Annotated in this window: 16 protein-coding genes; 11 read left to right on the forward strand and 5 right to left on the reverse strand. The window is 71.0% G+C overall.

Features of this window, described 5'->3' with window-relative positions:
• Positions 1-31: 31 nt before the first annotated feature.
• The 3 genes from RMT89_RS38420 to RMT89_RS38430 form a co-directional block, all read right to left on the reverse strand.
• Entirely contained in the window at positions 32-1321 is a 1290-nt protein-coding gene (locus RMT89_RS38420) for a citrate synthase (protein ID WP_315888406.1), read from the reverse strand.
• Between the two features lie 244 nt (positions 1322-1565).
• The gene (locus tag RMT89_RS38425; RefSeq protein WP_315888407.1) at positions 1566-3824 is read right to left on the reverse strand and encodes an ATP-dependent RecD-like DNA helicase; all 2259 of its coding nucleotides are present in this window, start codon (positions 3822-3824) and stop codon (positions 1566-1568) included.
• 151 nt (positions 3825-3975) lie between these two features.
• Positions 3976-4341, reverse strand: coding sequence for a hypothetical protein (locus RMT89_RS38430; RefSeq protein ID WP_315888408.1), 366 nt, complete (start codon positions 4339-4341; stop codon positions 3976-3978).
• 441 nt (positions 4342-4782) lie between these two features.
• Here RMT89_RS38430 and RMT89_RS38435 point away from each other — a divergent pair, with 441 nt between their 5' ends.
• From RMT89_RS38435 to RMT89_RS38485, 11 genes are all read left to right on the forward strand, one after another.
• Positions 4783-5115 (forward strand): gas vesicle protein, encoded by a 333-nt coding sequence (locus tag RMT89_RS38435; RefSeq protein WP_315888409.1) that lies wholly within the window; start codon positions 4783-4785, stop codon positions 5113-5115.
• Positions 5116-5147: 32 nt separating this feature from the next.
• Positions 5148-5594, forward strand: coding sequence for a gas vesicle protein GvpJ (gene gvpJ, locus RMT89_RS38440; RefSeq protein ID WP_315888410.1), 447 nt, complete (start codon positions 5148-5150; stop codon positions 5592-5594).
• Positions 5595-5601: 7 nt separating this feature from the next.
• On the forward strand, positions 5602-6312 hold the full coding sequence (locus RMT89_RS38445) for a GvpL/GvpF family gas vesicle protein (protein WP_315888411.1): 711 nt from the start codon (positions 5602-5604) through the stop codon (positions 6310-6312).
• Positions 6313-6328: 16 nt separating this feature from the next.
• Positions 6329-6592, forward strand: coding sequence for a gas vesicle protein GvpG (locus RMT89_RS38450; RefSeq protein ID WP_315888412.1), 264 nt, complete (start codon positions 6329-6331; stop codon positions 6590-6592).
• Positions 6593-6641: 49 nt separating this feature from the next.
• The gene (locus RMT89_RS38455; RefSeq protein WP_315888413.1) at positions 6642-7154 is read left to right on the forward strand and encodes a hypothetical protein; all 513 of its coding nucleotides are present in this window, start codon (positions 6642-6644) and stop codon (positions 7152-7154) included.
• Positions 7147-8202, forward strand: a complete 1056-nt coding sequence (locus tag RMT89_RS38460) for an SRPBCC family protein (RefSeq protein ID WP_315888414.1) — start codon at positions 7147-7149, stop codon at positions 8200-8202. Before RMT89_RS38455 ends, RMT89_RS38460 begins: the two co-directional genes overlap by 8 nt.
• Positions 8199-8666 (forward strand): gas vesicle protein, encoded by a 468-nt coding sequence (locus RMT89_RS38465; RefSeq protein ID WP_315888415.1) that lies wholly within the window; start codon positions 8199-8201, stop codon positions 8664-8666. Before RMT89_RS38460 ends, RMT89_RS38465 begins: the two co-directional genes overlap by 4 nt.
• Positions 8663-9439, forward strand: a complete 777-nt coding sequence (locus RMT89_RS38470) for a GvpL/GvpF family gas vesicle protein (RefSeq protein ID WP_315888416.1) — start codon at positions 8663-8665, stop codon at positions 9437-9439. Before RMT89_RS38465 ends, RMT89_RS38470 begins: the two co-directional genes overlap by 4 nt.
• Positions 9436-9702 (forward strand): gas vesicle protein, encoded by a 267-nt coding sequence (locus RMT89_RS38475; protein WP_315888417.1) that lies wholly within the window; start codon positions 9436-9438, stop codon positions 9700-9702. The genes RMT89_RS38470 and RMT89_RS38475 overlap by 4 nt, the downstream gene beginning before the upstream one ends.
• On the forward strand, positions 9686-10087 hold the full coding sequence (locus RMT89_RS38480; RefSeq protein WP_315888418.1) for a gas vesicle protein K: 402 nt from the start codon (positions 9686-9688) through the stop codon (positions 10085-10087). The genes RMT89_RS38475 and RMT89_RS38480 overlap by 17 nt, the downstream gene beginning before the upstream one ends.
• 110 nt (positions 10088-10197) lie before the next feature.
• Positions 10198-10953 carry a hypothetical protein gene (locus RMT89_RS38485; RefSeq protein ID WP_315888419.1) on the forward strand — a complete coding sequence of 252 codons (756 nt, stop codon included), beginning with the start codon at positions 10198-10200 and terminating at the stop codon, positions 10951-10953.
• Here RMT89_RS38485 and RMT89_RS38490 read toward each other — a convergent pair.
• Positions 10863-12944, reverse strand: a complete 2082-nt coding sequence (locus RMT89_RS38490; RefSeq protein WP_315888420.1) for a hypothetical protein — start codon at positions 12942-12944, stop codon at positions 10863-10865. The two genes, RMT89_RS38485 and RMT89_RS38490, sit on opposite strands and share 91 nt — an antisense overlap.
• On the reverse strand, positions 12941-13930 hold the full coding sequence (locus RMT89_RS38495; RefSeq protein WP_315888421.1) for a hypothetical protein: 990 nt from the start codon (positions 13928-13930) through the stop codon (positions 12941-12943). The genes RMT89_RS38490 and RMT89_RS38495 overlap by 4 nt, the downstream gene beginning before the upstream one ends.
• Positions 13931-14287 lie beyond the last annotated feature (357 nt).

Below are 14287 nucleotides of genomic sequence, written 5' to 3' on the forward strand. Positions count from 1 at the left end.
CACCCGAAAGCGGCACCCCCACCGGCAGGTGTCAGCGCTCCTCGACCGGGACGAAGTCCCGCTCCACCACGCCGGTGTAGATCTGGCGCGGGCGGCCGATGCGGGAGCCCGGCTCCTTGATCATTTCGTGCCACTGGGCGATCCAGCCCGGGAGGCGGCCGAGGGCGAACAGGACCGTGAACATCTCGGTCGGGAAGCCCATGGCCCGGTAGATCAGGCCGGTGTAGAAGTCGACGTTCGGATAGAGGTTGCGCGAGACGAAGTAGTCGTCGGAGAGCGCGTGCTCCTCCAGCTTCAGGGCGATGTCCAGCAGCTCGTCGGACTTGCCGAGCGCCGAGAGGACATCGTGCGCCGCCGCCTTGATGATCTTGGCGCGCGGGTCGAAGGACTTGTACACCCGGTGGCCGAAGCCCATCAGGCGGACGCCGTCCTCCTTGTTCTTCACCTTGCGGATGAAGGAGTCGACATCGCCGCCGTTGGCCTGGATGCCCTCCAGCATCTCCAGGACGGACTGGTTGGCGCCGCCGTGCAGCGGACCCCACAGGGCGGAGATGCCCGCGGAGATCGAGGCGAACATGTTCGCCTGCGAGGAGCCGACCAGACGGACCGTGGACGTCGAACAGTTCTGCTCGTGGTCCGCGTGCAGGATGAGCAGCTTGTCCAGGGCCGAGACCACGACCGGGTCGAGCTCGAACTCCTGCGCCGGCACCGAGAAGGTCATGCGCAGGAAGTTCTCGACGTAGCCGAGGTCGTTGCGCGGGTAGACGAACGGGTGGCCGATCGACTTCTTGTACGCGTAGGCCGCGATGGTCGGCAGCTTCGCGAGCAGGCGAATGGTGGAGAGGTTGCGCTGCTTCTCGTCGAACGGGTTGTGGCTGTCCTGGTAGAAGGTCGACAGCGCGGAGACCACCGACGACAGCATCGCCATCGGGTGGGCGTCGCGCGGGAAGCCCTTGTAGAAGTTCTTGACGTCCTCGTGCAGCAGGGTGTGCTGCGTGATGTCGTTCTTGAACGTGCTCAGCTCGTCGACGGTGGGCAGCTCACCGTTGATCAGCAGGTAGGCGACCTCCAGGAACGTGGAGCGCTCGGCCAGCTGCTCGATCGGGTAGCCGCGGTACCGGAGGATGCCCTGCTCGCCGTCGAGGTAGGTGATGGCGGATTTATAGGCGGCGGTGTTGCCGTAGCCGCTGTCCAGGGTCACCAGACCGGTCTGGGCGCGGAGCTTGCCGATGTCGAAGCCCTTGTCGCCGACGGTGCTGTCGATCACCGGGTAGGTGTACTCGCCGTCGCCGTACCGCAGTACTACAGAGTTGTCGCTCACGTCTTCCCTCACCGACGTTGTGCCTCTTCTTCGAGGTTGCCCTGACTGTCTCTACCATCCCCCATTTGGCGCATGAGAGTGCACTCGGGGTCGACCATTGGGCTTATTGGCGGCACTCAGTGCCGCCAACTTGCTCATCCTGCCCCTCGGCACCGGCATCCGGAAGGGCTGTGTGACCTTTACGACTCGTTTGATCGATCAAATTTCGCTCACTCCTCCCCACACCGTGCCGAGAGCCTGGCACTCACCCCTCCAGCGCCCGTGGTGAAAGCCTGAAGTCCAGCGCCGTACAGCGCCGTCCGGCCGAAACCGTGCGCACCGCCTGGCCGATCGCCTTGCGCGAACCGACGAGGACGACCAGTTTCTTGGCCCGGGTGACGGCCGTGTACAGCAGATTCCGCTGAAGCATCATCCACGCGCCCGTGGTGACCGGGATCACCACCGCCGGGTACTCGCTGCCCTGGGAGCGGTGGATGGTCACGGCGTACGCGTGCGCCAGCTCGTCCAGTTCGTCGAACTCGTACGGCACCTCCTCGTCCTCGTCCGTCCGCACCGTCAGGCGCTGGTCGACCGGGTCGAGCGAGGTGACCACACCCACGGTGCCGTTGAAGACTCCGTTCGCCCCCTTGTCGTAATTGTTGCGAATCTGGGTGACCTTGTCGCCGACCCGGAAGACCCGGCCGCCGAGCCGCTTCTCCGGCAGATCGGGGCGGCCGGGGGTGATGGCCTGCTGGAGCAGGCCGTTGAGAGCGCCGGCGCCGGCGGGTCCCCGGTGCATGGGCGCGAGCACCTGGACGTCCCGGCGCGGGTCGAGGCCGAATTTGGCCGGAATACGGCGGGCCGCCACATCCACGGTGAGCCGCCCGGCCTCCTCGGTGTCGTCCTCGACGAAGAGGAAGAAGTCCTTCATGCCGTCGGTGACCGGGTGCTGCCCGGAGTTGATCCGGTGCGCGTTGGTGACGACCCCGGACTGCTGGGCCTGGCGGAAGACCCGGGTGAGGCGGACGGCGGGGACCGGGCCGCCCTCGGCCAACAGGTCCCTGAGGACCTCGCCCGCCCCGACGCTGGGCAGCTGGTCGACGTCCCCGACGAACAGCAGATGGGCGCCCGGAGGGACGGCCTTGACCAGCTTGTTGGCGAGCAGCAGGTCCAGCATGGAGGCCTCGTCGACCACCACCAGGTCGGCGTCCAGCGGGCGGTCCCGGTCGTAGGCCGCGTCCCCGCCGGGCTTCAGCTCCAGCAGACGGTGGACGGTGGAGGCCTCGGCGCCGGTGAGCTCGGCCAGGCGCTTGGCGGCACGCCCTGTGGGGGCGGCGAGGACGACCTTCGCCTTCTTGGCGCGGGCCAGCTCGACGACCGACCGGACGGTGAACGACTTGCCGCAGCCCGGGCCGCCGGTCAGCACGGCGACCTTCTTCGTCAGCGCCAGCTTGACGGCGGCCTGCTGCTCGGGCGCGAGCTCGGTCCCCGTGCGCGATGCGAGCCAGGCCAGCGCCTTGTCCCAGGCCACGTCCCGGAAGCCGGGCATGCGGTCCCCGTCGGTGCGCAGCAGGCGCAGCAGCTGGGCGGAGAGGGAGAGTTCGGCGCGGTGGAAGGGGACGAGGTAGACGGCGGTGACGGGGGCGCCGCCGTCCGGGCCTGGCACCTTCTCCCGTACGACACCGGGGTCCGCGCCCTCCTCCGGCGGTGCGGCCAGTTCGGCGAGGCACTCGATGACGAGACCGGTGTCGACCTGCAGCAGCTTCACCGCGTCGGCGATCAGCCGCTCCTCGGGGAGATAGCAGTGCCCCTGGTCGCTCGACTGCGACAGGGCGTACTGCAGGCCCGCCTTGACCCGCTCCGGGCTGTCGTGCGGGATGCCGACGGACTGGGCGATCTTGTCGGCGGTGAGGAAGCCGATGCCCCAGACGTCGGCGGCGAGCCGGTAGGGCTGGTTCTTCACCACGGAGATCGAGGCGTCGCCGTACTTCTTGTAGATGCGCACCGCGATGGAGGTGGAGACCTCGACGGTCTGGAGGAAGAGCATGACCTCCTTGATCGCCTTCTGTTCCTCCCAGGCGTCGGCGATCCTCTTCGTGCGCTTGGGGCCGAGCCCGGGGACCTCGATGAGCCGCTTGGGCTCCTCCTCGATGATCCTCAGGGTGTCCAGGCCGAAGTGCTGGGTGATGCGGTCGGCGAAGACCGGGCCGATGCCCTTGACCAGGCCTGAGCCCAGATAGCGGCGGATGCCCTGGACGGTGGCCGGCAGGACGGTGGTGTAGTTGTCCACGGTGAACTGCTTGCCGTACTGGGGATGGCTGCCCCAGCGGCCCTCCATCCGCAGGGACTCCCCCACCTGGGCGCCGAGCAGCGCGCCGACGACCGTGAGGAGATCGCCGCCGCCGCGGCCGGTGTCGACCCGGGCGACCGTGTAGCCGTTCTCCTCATTGGCGTACGTGATGCGTTCGAGGACGCCTTCCAAGGTCGCCGATCGGCGGTCCGCTTCTGCCTCTTGCCTGGACATGATCCGACGGTACCGGCCGTGTCTGACAGCGGGAGCAGCTCTCGCCCTCCAGCCCGATCACCGAGTTGTCAAACCATGGGATCCGCGCGAGGACGCCTTCTACCACCGCCGGACTGGACATGATCCGACGCTACCGCCCGGCACTGACAGCTCAACCGGCCTGTGCCTTCACATGGTCGATGACCTTCCGGAACTCCTCGGTCGGGGAGAACTCCACGAACTCGCAGTCCTCCAGGGCGACCGGGACATGTCCGGGGCCCCAGTAGTAGGCCTGGCCCTCCTCGTAGACCTCCTCGGCGTCCGGGGTGGTCATCCGTAGCCGGCCCTTCAGCAGGAAGCCCCAGTGCGGGCACTGGCACGCGTCGCCGGGCAGGCCCTTCAGTGCGGGGCCCATGTCCGTGCCCTCGGGCAGACGGACGTAGCCGACGGACATGCCGCCACCGATCGGCTCGATGCGCAGCTCCACTCCGCCGCCCTCCAGGGCGATCGGTGCGTCATCCCTGGTCACCGCTGTCATGGCTCTCACTCTCCCTGGGGCGTCCCTGATGTCCATCCTGGTCCCCTCGGGCGCGGGGCGCGACCTCTCACCCGTTCGCCGCAGCGGCGGGCATCATCGCCGTGGACAACGCCGTCCGGGCCCGGGTGGGCGCGGCGGCGGTGGCCAAGGAGGGGGCGCAGGCGTCCTTCCCGACGGCGGCGGAAGTGGGGGCCCAGTGAAGCGAGCCGGGGATGGCCCGGACACGCTTCGAGGGGGCCCGGTCCGTCGACCGGGCCCCCTCGCGCTGTCCCCCTCCGTGCCAGAACCCCCCGCGATCCCCCCAGATCCCCCTCCAAGAAGTTCTGACACCAAGTACGACCCACGACCCCCGGGAAGGGTTGCACGGCTTCCGGATACTTTTCTCTGAACTCGCGGGGCCGTGGTCATGGGTCGATGATGGGAAGGAGACCGAGAAGGTGAATGACCACGAGCGAGCGTGAGCCGAAGAAGGCTCGTCCTTCATCCCAGCAGGCGTCCACCGAGGAGCGGGTGTCCGCCTCGAAGGCGATGCGCAGCGCGATCGAGCAGCTCAGCGAGTTGTTGGGCAGGGCTCCGGAGTCTGTCTCGTCGCTGAAGCCGACCGATCAGGGCTGGGAAGCCGACGTCGAGGTCGTGGAGTTGGAACGCGTCCCCGAGACGACCAGTGTGATGGCCAGCTACCAGGTGGTGCTGGACCCGGCGGGAAAGCTGCTGGCGTACGAACGCGGGCGCCGCTACACACGCGCGCAGATCGACAGGACGGACGGCCGTTAGACCGGTTCCCCTTCGCTGGAAGGGAACACACCGTGACTGTAGTGCCGCAGGGCAACAGCGGGGGCGTCGCCGGCCCCGGGGGCGGTGGCGGCAACCTCTATGACGTGCTGGAACTCGTCCTTGACCGGGGCCTGGTCATCGACGCGTTCGTGCGGGTGTCCCTCGTGGGCATCGAGCTCGTGAAGGTGGACGCGAGAGTCGTCGTCGCCAGCGTCGACACCTATCTGCGCTTCGCCGAGGCGTGCAACCGGCTGGATCTGGAGGCGGGCCGCAAGGCTCCGGCCCAGCTCCAGGACATCGTCGAGGGCACCCAGGAGAGCGGGGCCCGGGGCAAGAGCAAGGGGGCGCTGACGGGCGCGGTCGAGGCCGTCAGCGAATCGCTCACCAAGGGGCGCGACAAGGAGCACGAGCACGCCGAGCGCGGCTCGAGCCGCCGTTCCTCGAAGGAACGGGAGTCCTCGCGGGACCGGGAGGAGTGAGCGCGCGATGTCCGTGTATGTGTACGCGATCGCCAAGGAGTCACATCCGCTCGATCTGAAGGGCCTCGAGGGCGTGGGCGGGTCTGCTGAGCCGCACCCGGTACGCGGTGGCTCCCTGTGCGCCGTCGTCAGCGAGGCCCCCGAGGACGTCTCCGTCTCCCGCGACGACCTCCAGGCGCACTTCGGGGTGGTGGAGGGGCTCTGGAACAAGGGCCCCATCCTGCCGATGGGCTTCGGTTTCGTGGCCCCGGACGAGGACTCGGTGAGCGCCCTGCTGGAGCAGCGGGCGGAGGAGTTCACTCAGCGTCTCGACGAGTTCACGGGGCGCTCGGAGTTCAACGTCAAGGGCGTCCAGGACGAGGCCGCCGTGCTGCGCGCGGTGCTCCAGGACAACGCGCAGGCACGGCGGCTCAACGAGTTGACGCGCTCGGGCGAGGGGACGTACGAGGACCGCCTCGCCCTCGGTGAGCTGGTCGCCCAGGAGGTGCAGCGCCGGCAGGGCGCGATGGCCGAGGAGGTCCTGGCCGCGGTGCGGCCGGTCGCCAGTGCCGAGCAGGTCGCGCCGTCGTCCCAGCAGTACTTCGTCAGCGCGTCCTTCCTGGTCGACGACGACCGCTCCGAGGAGTTCACCAGGGCCGTCCGCGAGCTGGCCGAGCGCTACGGCGAGGGCGTGGAGCTCCGGGTGCGCGGGCCGCTGCCGCCGTACAGCTTCGTGTGAGCCGCGAGGAGGCGTCGTGGGACTGGTCAGCGAAATTCTTCTGCTGCCGTTCGCCCCCGCGCGGGGCGTCGGCTGGGTACTCGACAAGGTGGTCCGGGCCGCCGAGGACGAGTACTACGACCCCGCTCCGGTGCAGGAGGCGCTCGTGAACCTGGAGCGGGCGCGGGACCAGGGCGAGGTCGACGAGGAGGAGTTCGCGGAACAGGAGGAGGCCTTGCTGCACCGCCTGGAGGAGATCACGGCCTACCAGCTGCGGCAGGCCGGGGCGGCCGGACCGTGACGCATCGGCCCGCGGGCGGCGGCACATGGGCGAGGAAAGAAGACAGGTCATGAACAACGCCAAGATCGGCGCGGCCCTCCTTGGTGGTTATGTGCTGGGCCGGACGAAGAAGGCCAAGCTCGCCATCGGCCTCGGCGCGATGCTGGCCGGGTCGCGGGTCAACCCCGCTCAGCTTGGCAAGACGCTCCAGCAGTCCCCGTTCGTCAACACCCTCACCAAGCAGGTGCGGACCGAACTGACCGGCGCGGGGAAGGCGGCGGCCAGCTCCGTGCTGACGGCGAAGGCCGACAGCCTGGCCGACGCCCTGCACGCGCGCACCACCGGGCTGCGGGAGAAGGCGCAGGAGGCGGACGAGGAAGACGAGGAGGACGAGGAGGGGACCGCCGAGAGCGAGGAGCCCGAGGAGGCCGAGGAGACGGACGAAGCGGACGAGGACGAGGAGGAGAAGCATCGCGCGAAGACACGGCGCAAGACGTCGGGCCAGGCCGCCAAGAAGACGTCGTCCACGCGGAGTCGCTCGCGGAGCGGCACCTCACGAGCGAAGGGGCGGGACGATGGCTGAGCGCAAGGCCGCGGGACGGGGCAAGGCACGGCAGCCGCAGGGCACGGACCGGCTGAAGCAGGAGCTGGAGAACTACATCGAGGCCCGGCTCCAGGTGGTGCTGGAGAACATGGGTGACCGGCTCGGCAAGGGCGCGCGAAAGCTGGGCGAGGCCCAAGTCGGTCCGCGCGCGCTGACGTCGGCGGCCGCCCGGCAGGTCCGCGGCCACCTGCCGGCGGGACAGACCCTGACCTCGACCGCCTCGCACGCCAAGGACACCGCCGCGCACGCGAAGGACGTCGTGGTCGACAAGGCCAAGGACGTCGGACAGCACGGGCTGAAGCGCGAGGGGAAGTCGGCGGGGGACAAGGCCCCGGACGCGGCGGGCAAGGGCCTGACCATCATCGAGGACATCGACGTGGGCGTCCCGCTGCGCGAGGCCTACGACCAGTGGACGCAGTTCCAGGAGTTCGGACGGTTCGCCAAGGGTGTCGTGGACGTGCAGCAGAAGGACGACACCACCACGGACTGGCACGTCAAGGTGGCCAAGGCGAGCCGTCGCTGGCAGGGCACCATCACCGAGCAGGTGCCCGACGAGCGGATCGCCTGGACGTCCGAGGGCAAGAAGGCGACCACCAAGGGCGTCGTCACCTTCCACCCGCTCGGCGAGAACCTCACCAAGGTGCTGCTCGTGCTGCGGTACTTCCCCAAGGGGCCGGTCGAGAAGATCGGAAGCCTGGTGCGGGCGCAGGGCCGGCGGGCACGGCTCGATCTGAAGCTCTACCGCACGTTCGTGACGATGCGCGGGGAGGCCACCGGAGGCTGGCGCGGGGAGATCCATGACGCCGAGGTGGTGCGCTCGCACGAGGATGCGGAGGAAGCCGAGGAGAGCGAGGAGAGCGAGGAGTACGACGAGGAGGACGAGCCCGAGGAGCGTTACGACGAGGACGACGAGCCGCCCGGGGACGAGAAGGACCGGGAAGAGGAGGCGGACGAGGACGACTGGGACGAGGAGGACGAGTACGAGGACGAGGACCGGGACGGCGACGACGGTCCGAGGACATCGTGACCGAGCCCGAGCCGCGCTCCGCCGGCCTGCCGTCGTCCCGGTCCCTGTCCCCGTACGGCCAGCAGCAGACCGGGTCGAACCTGGCCGACATCCTTGAGCGCGTGCTCGACAAGGGCATCGTCATCGTCGGCGACATCCGGATCAACCTGCTCGACATCGAACTGCTCACGATCAAGCTCCGCCTGCTCGTGGCCTCCGTGGACAAGGCCAAGGAGATCGGTATCGACTGGTGGGAGCACGATCCCGCCCTGTCCTCGCGCGCGAACGACCGGAGCAGCCTGGAGGAGCAGAACCGAAAGCTGCGTGCCGAGGTGAAGGAGCTGCGCCGGCGCGCCGAGGAGTCCCCGGCCGAGCTTCCCCCGCGCTCCTCGGGCACCGCCCGCCGCTCCCGTGAGACGGAGCACGAGCCGAAGCGGGCGCGGCGCAGGCCCAGGGACACCGAGGACGGGGACCGCGAGCCGTGAGCGGGCAGCTGAGTTACGTCTACGCGGTCGTCCGCGCCCCGGCTGCGGCGCCGGACGAGATCCGTGGGGTGTACGGCGCGCCGGTGACGCTGGTCCGCTCGGGCGCGGTGGCCGCGGCGGTCAGCGCGGTGCCCGGCGAGGAGTTCTCGGAGACGGCGTTGGGGAAGCGCCTGGAGGACCTGGACTGGCTGGAGACAACGGCCCGGGCGCACCACTTCGTCGTGGACGCCCTGGCCGCGCGGGACACCGTCCTCCCCCTGCGGCTGGCCACCGTGTACCGCGACGACGCCCGGGTCGCGGAGATGCTGAGCCAACGGCAGGAGCTCTTCGGTGCGTTGCTGGACCGGCTGGAAGGGCACGTGGAATGGGGTGTGAAGGTGTACGCCGAGGCCGGGGCCGGCCTCACCGCACCCTCGGCGACGCGGGACGAGCCGGACTCGGGACGCGCCTACCTGCGCCGGCGCAGACAGCAGTACCGCAGCCGCGAGGAGGTCTGGCGGGCCGCCGAGACGGCGGTACGGCGGACGGAGGAGGAGGCACGCGCGCTGGCGGTGGACCGCGCCCGGCACCGTCCGCAACAGGGTGAGCTGGCCGAGGGGCCCGGGGACAACGTGGCCAACGACGCCTATCTCGTCCCGCGCGGGCTGGGCGAGGAGTTCCGCGAGCGGATGGAGCACGCCGCCGACGATCTGCCCGGCGTACGGGTGGAGGTCACCGGCCCCTGGGCGCCGTACTCCTTCGCGGTCCTGCCGGAGGGATCCGGGCCGCCATGAGCGGCTACCGCGCGCTCCCCGACGACGACCGGCCGATCAGCGGGCGGCAGGTGGCGCTGATCGACCTGCTCGACCGGCTGCTGAGCGGCGGGGTGGTGATCACCGGGGACGTGGTGCTGTCGATCGCCGACATCGACCTGGTACGGATCTCCCTGCGTGCGGTGGTGCTCGGCGTCCGCGAGCAGGTGGCGCAGCAGTGGGCGCCGGTGCTGTCGCCGCCGGCGGCCCTTGAACGCGGCGGCGACGGTGACGAGCCCGGCTGACCGGCCGCCCGCCGACCGGCTGAGGGAGGTGGCCGAGGCCGCGAGCCGCGCGTTCTCGCTGCTGCCGGCCCGGCCGGAGGACATCACATCGCCGCCCGCAGGACAGTCCGCGGCGCGACGGCTGCACGCCGACCCGGACACCGTGGAGAGGGACCTGGTCCGGCTGGTCCTCACCCTGGTCGAACTGCTGCGCCAGCTGATGGAGCGGCAGGCCCTGCACCGGGTCGACCAGGGCGATCTGACCGAGGAGCAGGAGGAGCGGCTGGGTCTGACGCTGATGCTCCTGCACGACCGGATGGCCGAGCTGTGCGACCGCTACGGCCTCACCCTGGAGGACCTCAACCTCGACCTGGGCCCCCTGGGCCCCTTGCTCCCCCCGCCGTGAGGGATTCCCGGCTATTTCGGCGGGGCCGTGGGATGCCCGCCCGGCGTGCCGGTAGCGTCACCGGGTACGTATCGACTCAAGGCGTCGACGGAGGGCAGGCGGGTGCGGCCATGAGCTACGAACCCGGACTGCTGCGGCCCGAAGTGCCCGTCGCACTCGTGCCGTTGCGCAGGCTTCCCCACCTGCTGCGACGCCGGGCCACCGGTCTGAGCGGGCCGGAGTTCGCCCGGGCGCAGCGGGTCACGGTGGGGTGGGCGGTGCTGCCGCCCGCTGTGACACTGCTCGGAGTGCTGGTGCCGGACGTGCGTACGGCGGCACTGGGCTGTGCGGTCCTTCTCGGGCTGCTGGTGCTGGCCAGAGCGGTGTTGCTGGTGGTCTTCGAGCGCCTTCAGCACCGGTACGAACCACGCTGGCTGGCCGAGCGGACCGCCGCCCTGCGCGGCCACGAGTTCCCGGTACTGCGCTGTTCCGTCCGCTACGACGCGACGCCGGGCCTGTCCCGGGTCTACGACCTGACCAGCGGCGACCAGGTGGGGCGGCTGCTGGACCGGCGGGCCAGGGAGCGGGCGTCGGGCACGCATGCGCGGGCCACCCTGGAGTTCGTCTGTGCGACGAGTGGGCACGAGCAGGTGCTGGCCGTCGCCGAGGTGCGCCGGGAGCTGGCCGAGCTGGAGCTGCTGACGGTGCGGCCGGACGGGGCGCAGGCCCGGGTGCGGTTCCCGCGGGCGCGGTATCTGCCGCTGCCGGAGGCCGGGCGGCGCCCGGCGCGGCGGGCCTACTGGGAGCTGGCCGGACCGGTCCTGGTGTCGGCGGCCGGTGCCGGGGACCGGGAGGGCGCGTCGGGGCCGCCGGTGTCGGCGAGGTGACGGTGCAGCAGTGAGTGCCGGAACTCGTAGTAGCCGTTGACCTGTCGCAGCACCCCGCGGTCGCGGGCGTCCTCGGCGAACCCGATGAGCCGGCGCGGGGTGTTTCCGCGCAGCGCCAGCCAGGCACGGGACGGAATGAACCGCCCCCAGGCACTGGACCCGAGCGCCATCATCCCGAGCCCGACGGAGCTGAGCAGCGCGCCGCAGCCCGCTCCCAGCAACGCCTCGACGGCGCTGGGCAGTTCGTCGATCAGGGTGACGTCGTCCAGCTGCGGGGTTCTGCGGCCCTCCTTGAGCGCCGCGCCGAGGTAGGCGCCGGTCAGCGCGCCCGGGACGGCGCCGGTGAGCCAGGCGTACCGGACGGTGGTGCGGTCGGAGCGCAGCAGGCTGACCGGGGTCACCGCCTCCAGGGGGTCGCTGGGCTCGCTGAAGTAGCGGGCGGCGGCGAAGGTGAGGCCGCTGAGCAGCCCGCCGACGACGACGTGCACGGGACGCTCGTACAGGAAGGCGACGATCACCGCGCAGGCCGCGCCGCCGATCACCCCGAACCCCAGGACGCGTTGCAGGGCGTGGCGGCTGGGCGGCCGTACCGAACGCAGCCGGGGTTTGGCGCGGCGCGGGTCGTCCTGCGGGACCAGTTCCACCACGAGCGCGCCGATCACCGCGGCGCCGAGGCCGATCCACAGGCCCAGCCAGGGGCGTTCGAAGAGGGCGAAGAGCACGACGGCGGCGGCCGAGCAGGCGAGGGCGGCATTGGCCAGTGCCACGGTGAGGAACAGTCCGCGCGGCACCGAGCGGTGCAGATGCCACCAGGCGAAGCGGTGGGTGCCGGGTTCGGCCTGCCGGGCCAGGTAGGACAGGGCGGGCCAGGCCTCGTCGAGCGGGAAGGGGACCTCGGGTTTGTCGACGGTGCTCCGGTAGGCCTGGGTGACGAAGCTGCCCAGCAGATACCGCTTGATCCGCTCCTCGGCCCCGGGGTCGTCGGCGGTCCGCAGCTCCTCGGGCAGCACCCCGCCGAGCTCCACCGCCAGGGACAGCATGAACGGCGTCTCCAGGGCCCGCGCCACCGGACCGTCCGGGTACGCGTCGAGCGTGGCGAGCACCGGTCCCATGGGCTCCCCGCCGGCCCGTTCCAGCACCTCGCCCGCCTCCTCGGCGCGCAGCGGCTGAAGGCGTACGACGAGGGCGTCGCGCAGTACGCGTCCGGGCTCCAGGCCGGCGAACTCGGCGATGCGGCAGGTCAGCACGAAGGAGTGGCCGGCCAGTTCCTCCTGGATGGCGTAGAGGGCGGCGGCCCGGTCGGACGCCTCGTCCAGGCCGTCGAGGACGGGCAGCACATGGTGCGCGAGGAGCTCCTCGGCGAGCTTCCGGTCCCTCGTCCGCTCGCCGACAGCCGGGTAGTTGAGGGCGAGTTCGTCCCTCATCCAGTCGGTCAGCGAACGTTTCCGGTCCCAGGAGGAGAGCGGGAAGAGGACCGGGACCACGGCACCGGGCTGGGTGGGCTCCAGGGTGAGCAGGACGCACAGGGCGGTCTTTCCGGCGCCGGGCTCGCCCGTCACCACCAGCCGGGACAGATGCCCGGTGCGTGCGTGCCGGACGAAGGCGCCGGTCAGCTCGTCGAGCACACCCTCGTCGCCGAGTTCGGCGGACAGCTGGGAGGCCCGCTCGGAGCCGGGCTCGCGCCGCCAGCGCACGGCCATCCGGCGCTCCTCGTACAGCCCGCGGTACCGGCTCTCCTTCTGCCAGTGCCTGGTCACCTTCTGGGCCAGCGCGGACGCGGCCTCCTCGACGGTGACGTCCGGCCTGCGGCGGCTGCGCAGCGCGTCGAGGGCGAGACCGGAGACGGGCAGCACGACGGCGACGAAGGCGAACCACAGCTCGATGGGCTTCATGCCCCCGTCCCGCAGCCCGAGCCCCACCACCGCGACGGTGGCCACTACGACGAGGGCCAGCAGGGCATGGACGACGACGGTGTGCCGGTCGCGGTTCATGACGAGCCCTCCGTCACGGCCGCCGGCAGGGCGTCCTCCCCGCGGGACAGGAACGCCAGGACGGCCGAACGGCGGGCGGGCCGCCGGGCCAGCCGCCCGAACACCGGCAGCCTGCGGCTCACCCACGCCTGGAGCAGCAGGAAGTACAGCATCCCGCAGTAGGGCCGGGCGGCCCGGCCGCCGTGGAGGGCCGCAAGCCGGGGCCGCGCGGTCCGTAAGCGCCGGGTGATGCCCGGCAGGGTGAGCGCGCCGCACGACACGAGGGTGGTGACGCCGTTGCCCCGGTCGAACTCGACGTCCATGTAGTCGTCGAGCGACTGGAGGATCTCGCCGAGGTCCATGACCAGTTCCCGCTCGGCCGGCTCAAGACGGGGCTTGACCAGACCGCACAGGATCAGGTGGGCGGCGGCGCCCTTGCCGCGGGTGATCTTCTCCAGGACGTCGAGGGGGACGCCCGGTTCGCGCTGGCGGCGGGAGAGGACCTGGTACTCGTGCAGTGAGGCCAGCGCCATGAACACGGACGCGTCGGGCGGGTGCGCGAGGTTCCGCTCGATCCCGTACACCAGCCGCCCGAGCAGCAGTTCCGCCGGGGTGCCGGGGACGAAGGCGCGGTTGCCCATGAGCTCGCCGAGGCGGCCGTCGGCGGCCGGGTCGCCGTCGCCGTCCCCGTCGATGAGGTCGTCGTAGAGGCGGGTGACGGCGCCCGCGAGGACGGCCACGTCCGGTTGCAGCCGGTGCCCGGTCAGCCGGGCGTAACTCAGCATGGCCAGCCCGAACTTCACGCTCATGACCCGCAACGAGCCGTCGACACGGGCGCGTTCGAGCGGATCGGTCAGGCTCTCGGCGACGAGCGGCGCGACGACCTGTTCATACGTCCGTGTGAGCACGGGAAGCGACCGATACGCGGCCCGCGCCGCGGCCGGCAGCCCCACCGCCAGCCTCAGACTCCGCACCAGAGCCCCGACCTCAGCGACCCTCTGCTGCATCCCCGCTCCCGCCCCCAAGGGATCCGAGGGTCCCATAACGGTGAGCAGGTGGTAAAGCGGTTCGGCGACACCCGCGAGGGGCCGACAGGGACGGGGAATCGGGAGGTGGCGGTCCACAATCGGCAGACCCGCCCCGCGCCACACCGGTGCCTGGCAAGAGGCTGGCAGGGACCGGGAGTTCGGGAGAAAGGCGACCGAGACCGGCAGACCCGCCCCGCGCCACACCGGCTCGTCGCAAGAGGCCGACAGGGACCGGGAATTCCGGACTCGACAGCCAACGATCGGCAGACCCGCCCCGCGCCACACCGGTGCCTGGCAAGAGGCTGGCAGGGACCGGGAGTTCGGGAGAAAGGCGAC

Source organism: Streptomyces sp. P17 (assembly GCF_032436805.1).
GTDB lineage: Bacteria > Actinomycetota > Actinomycetes > Streptomycetales > Streptomycetaceae > Streptomyces.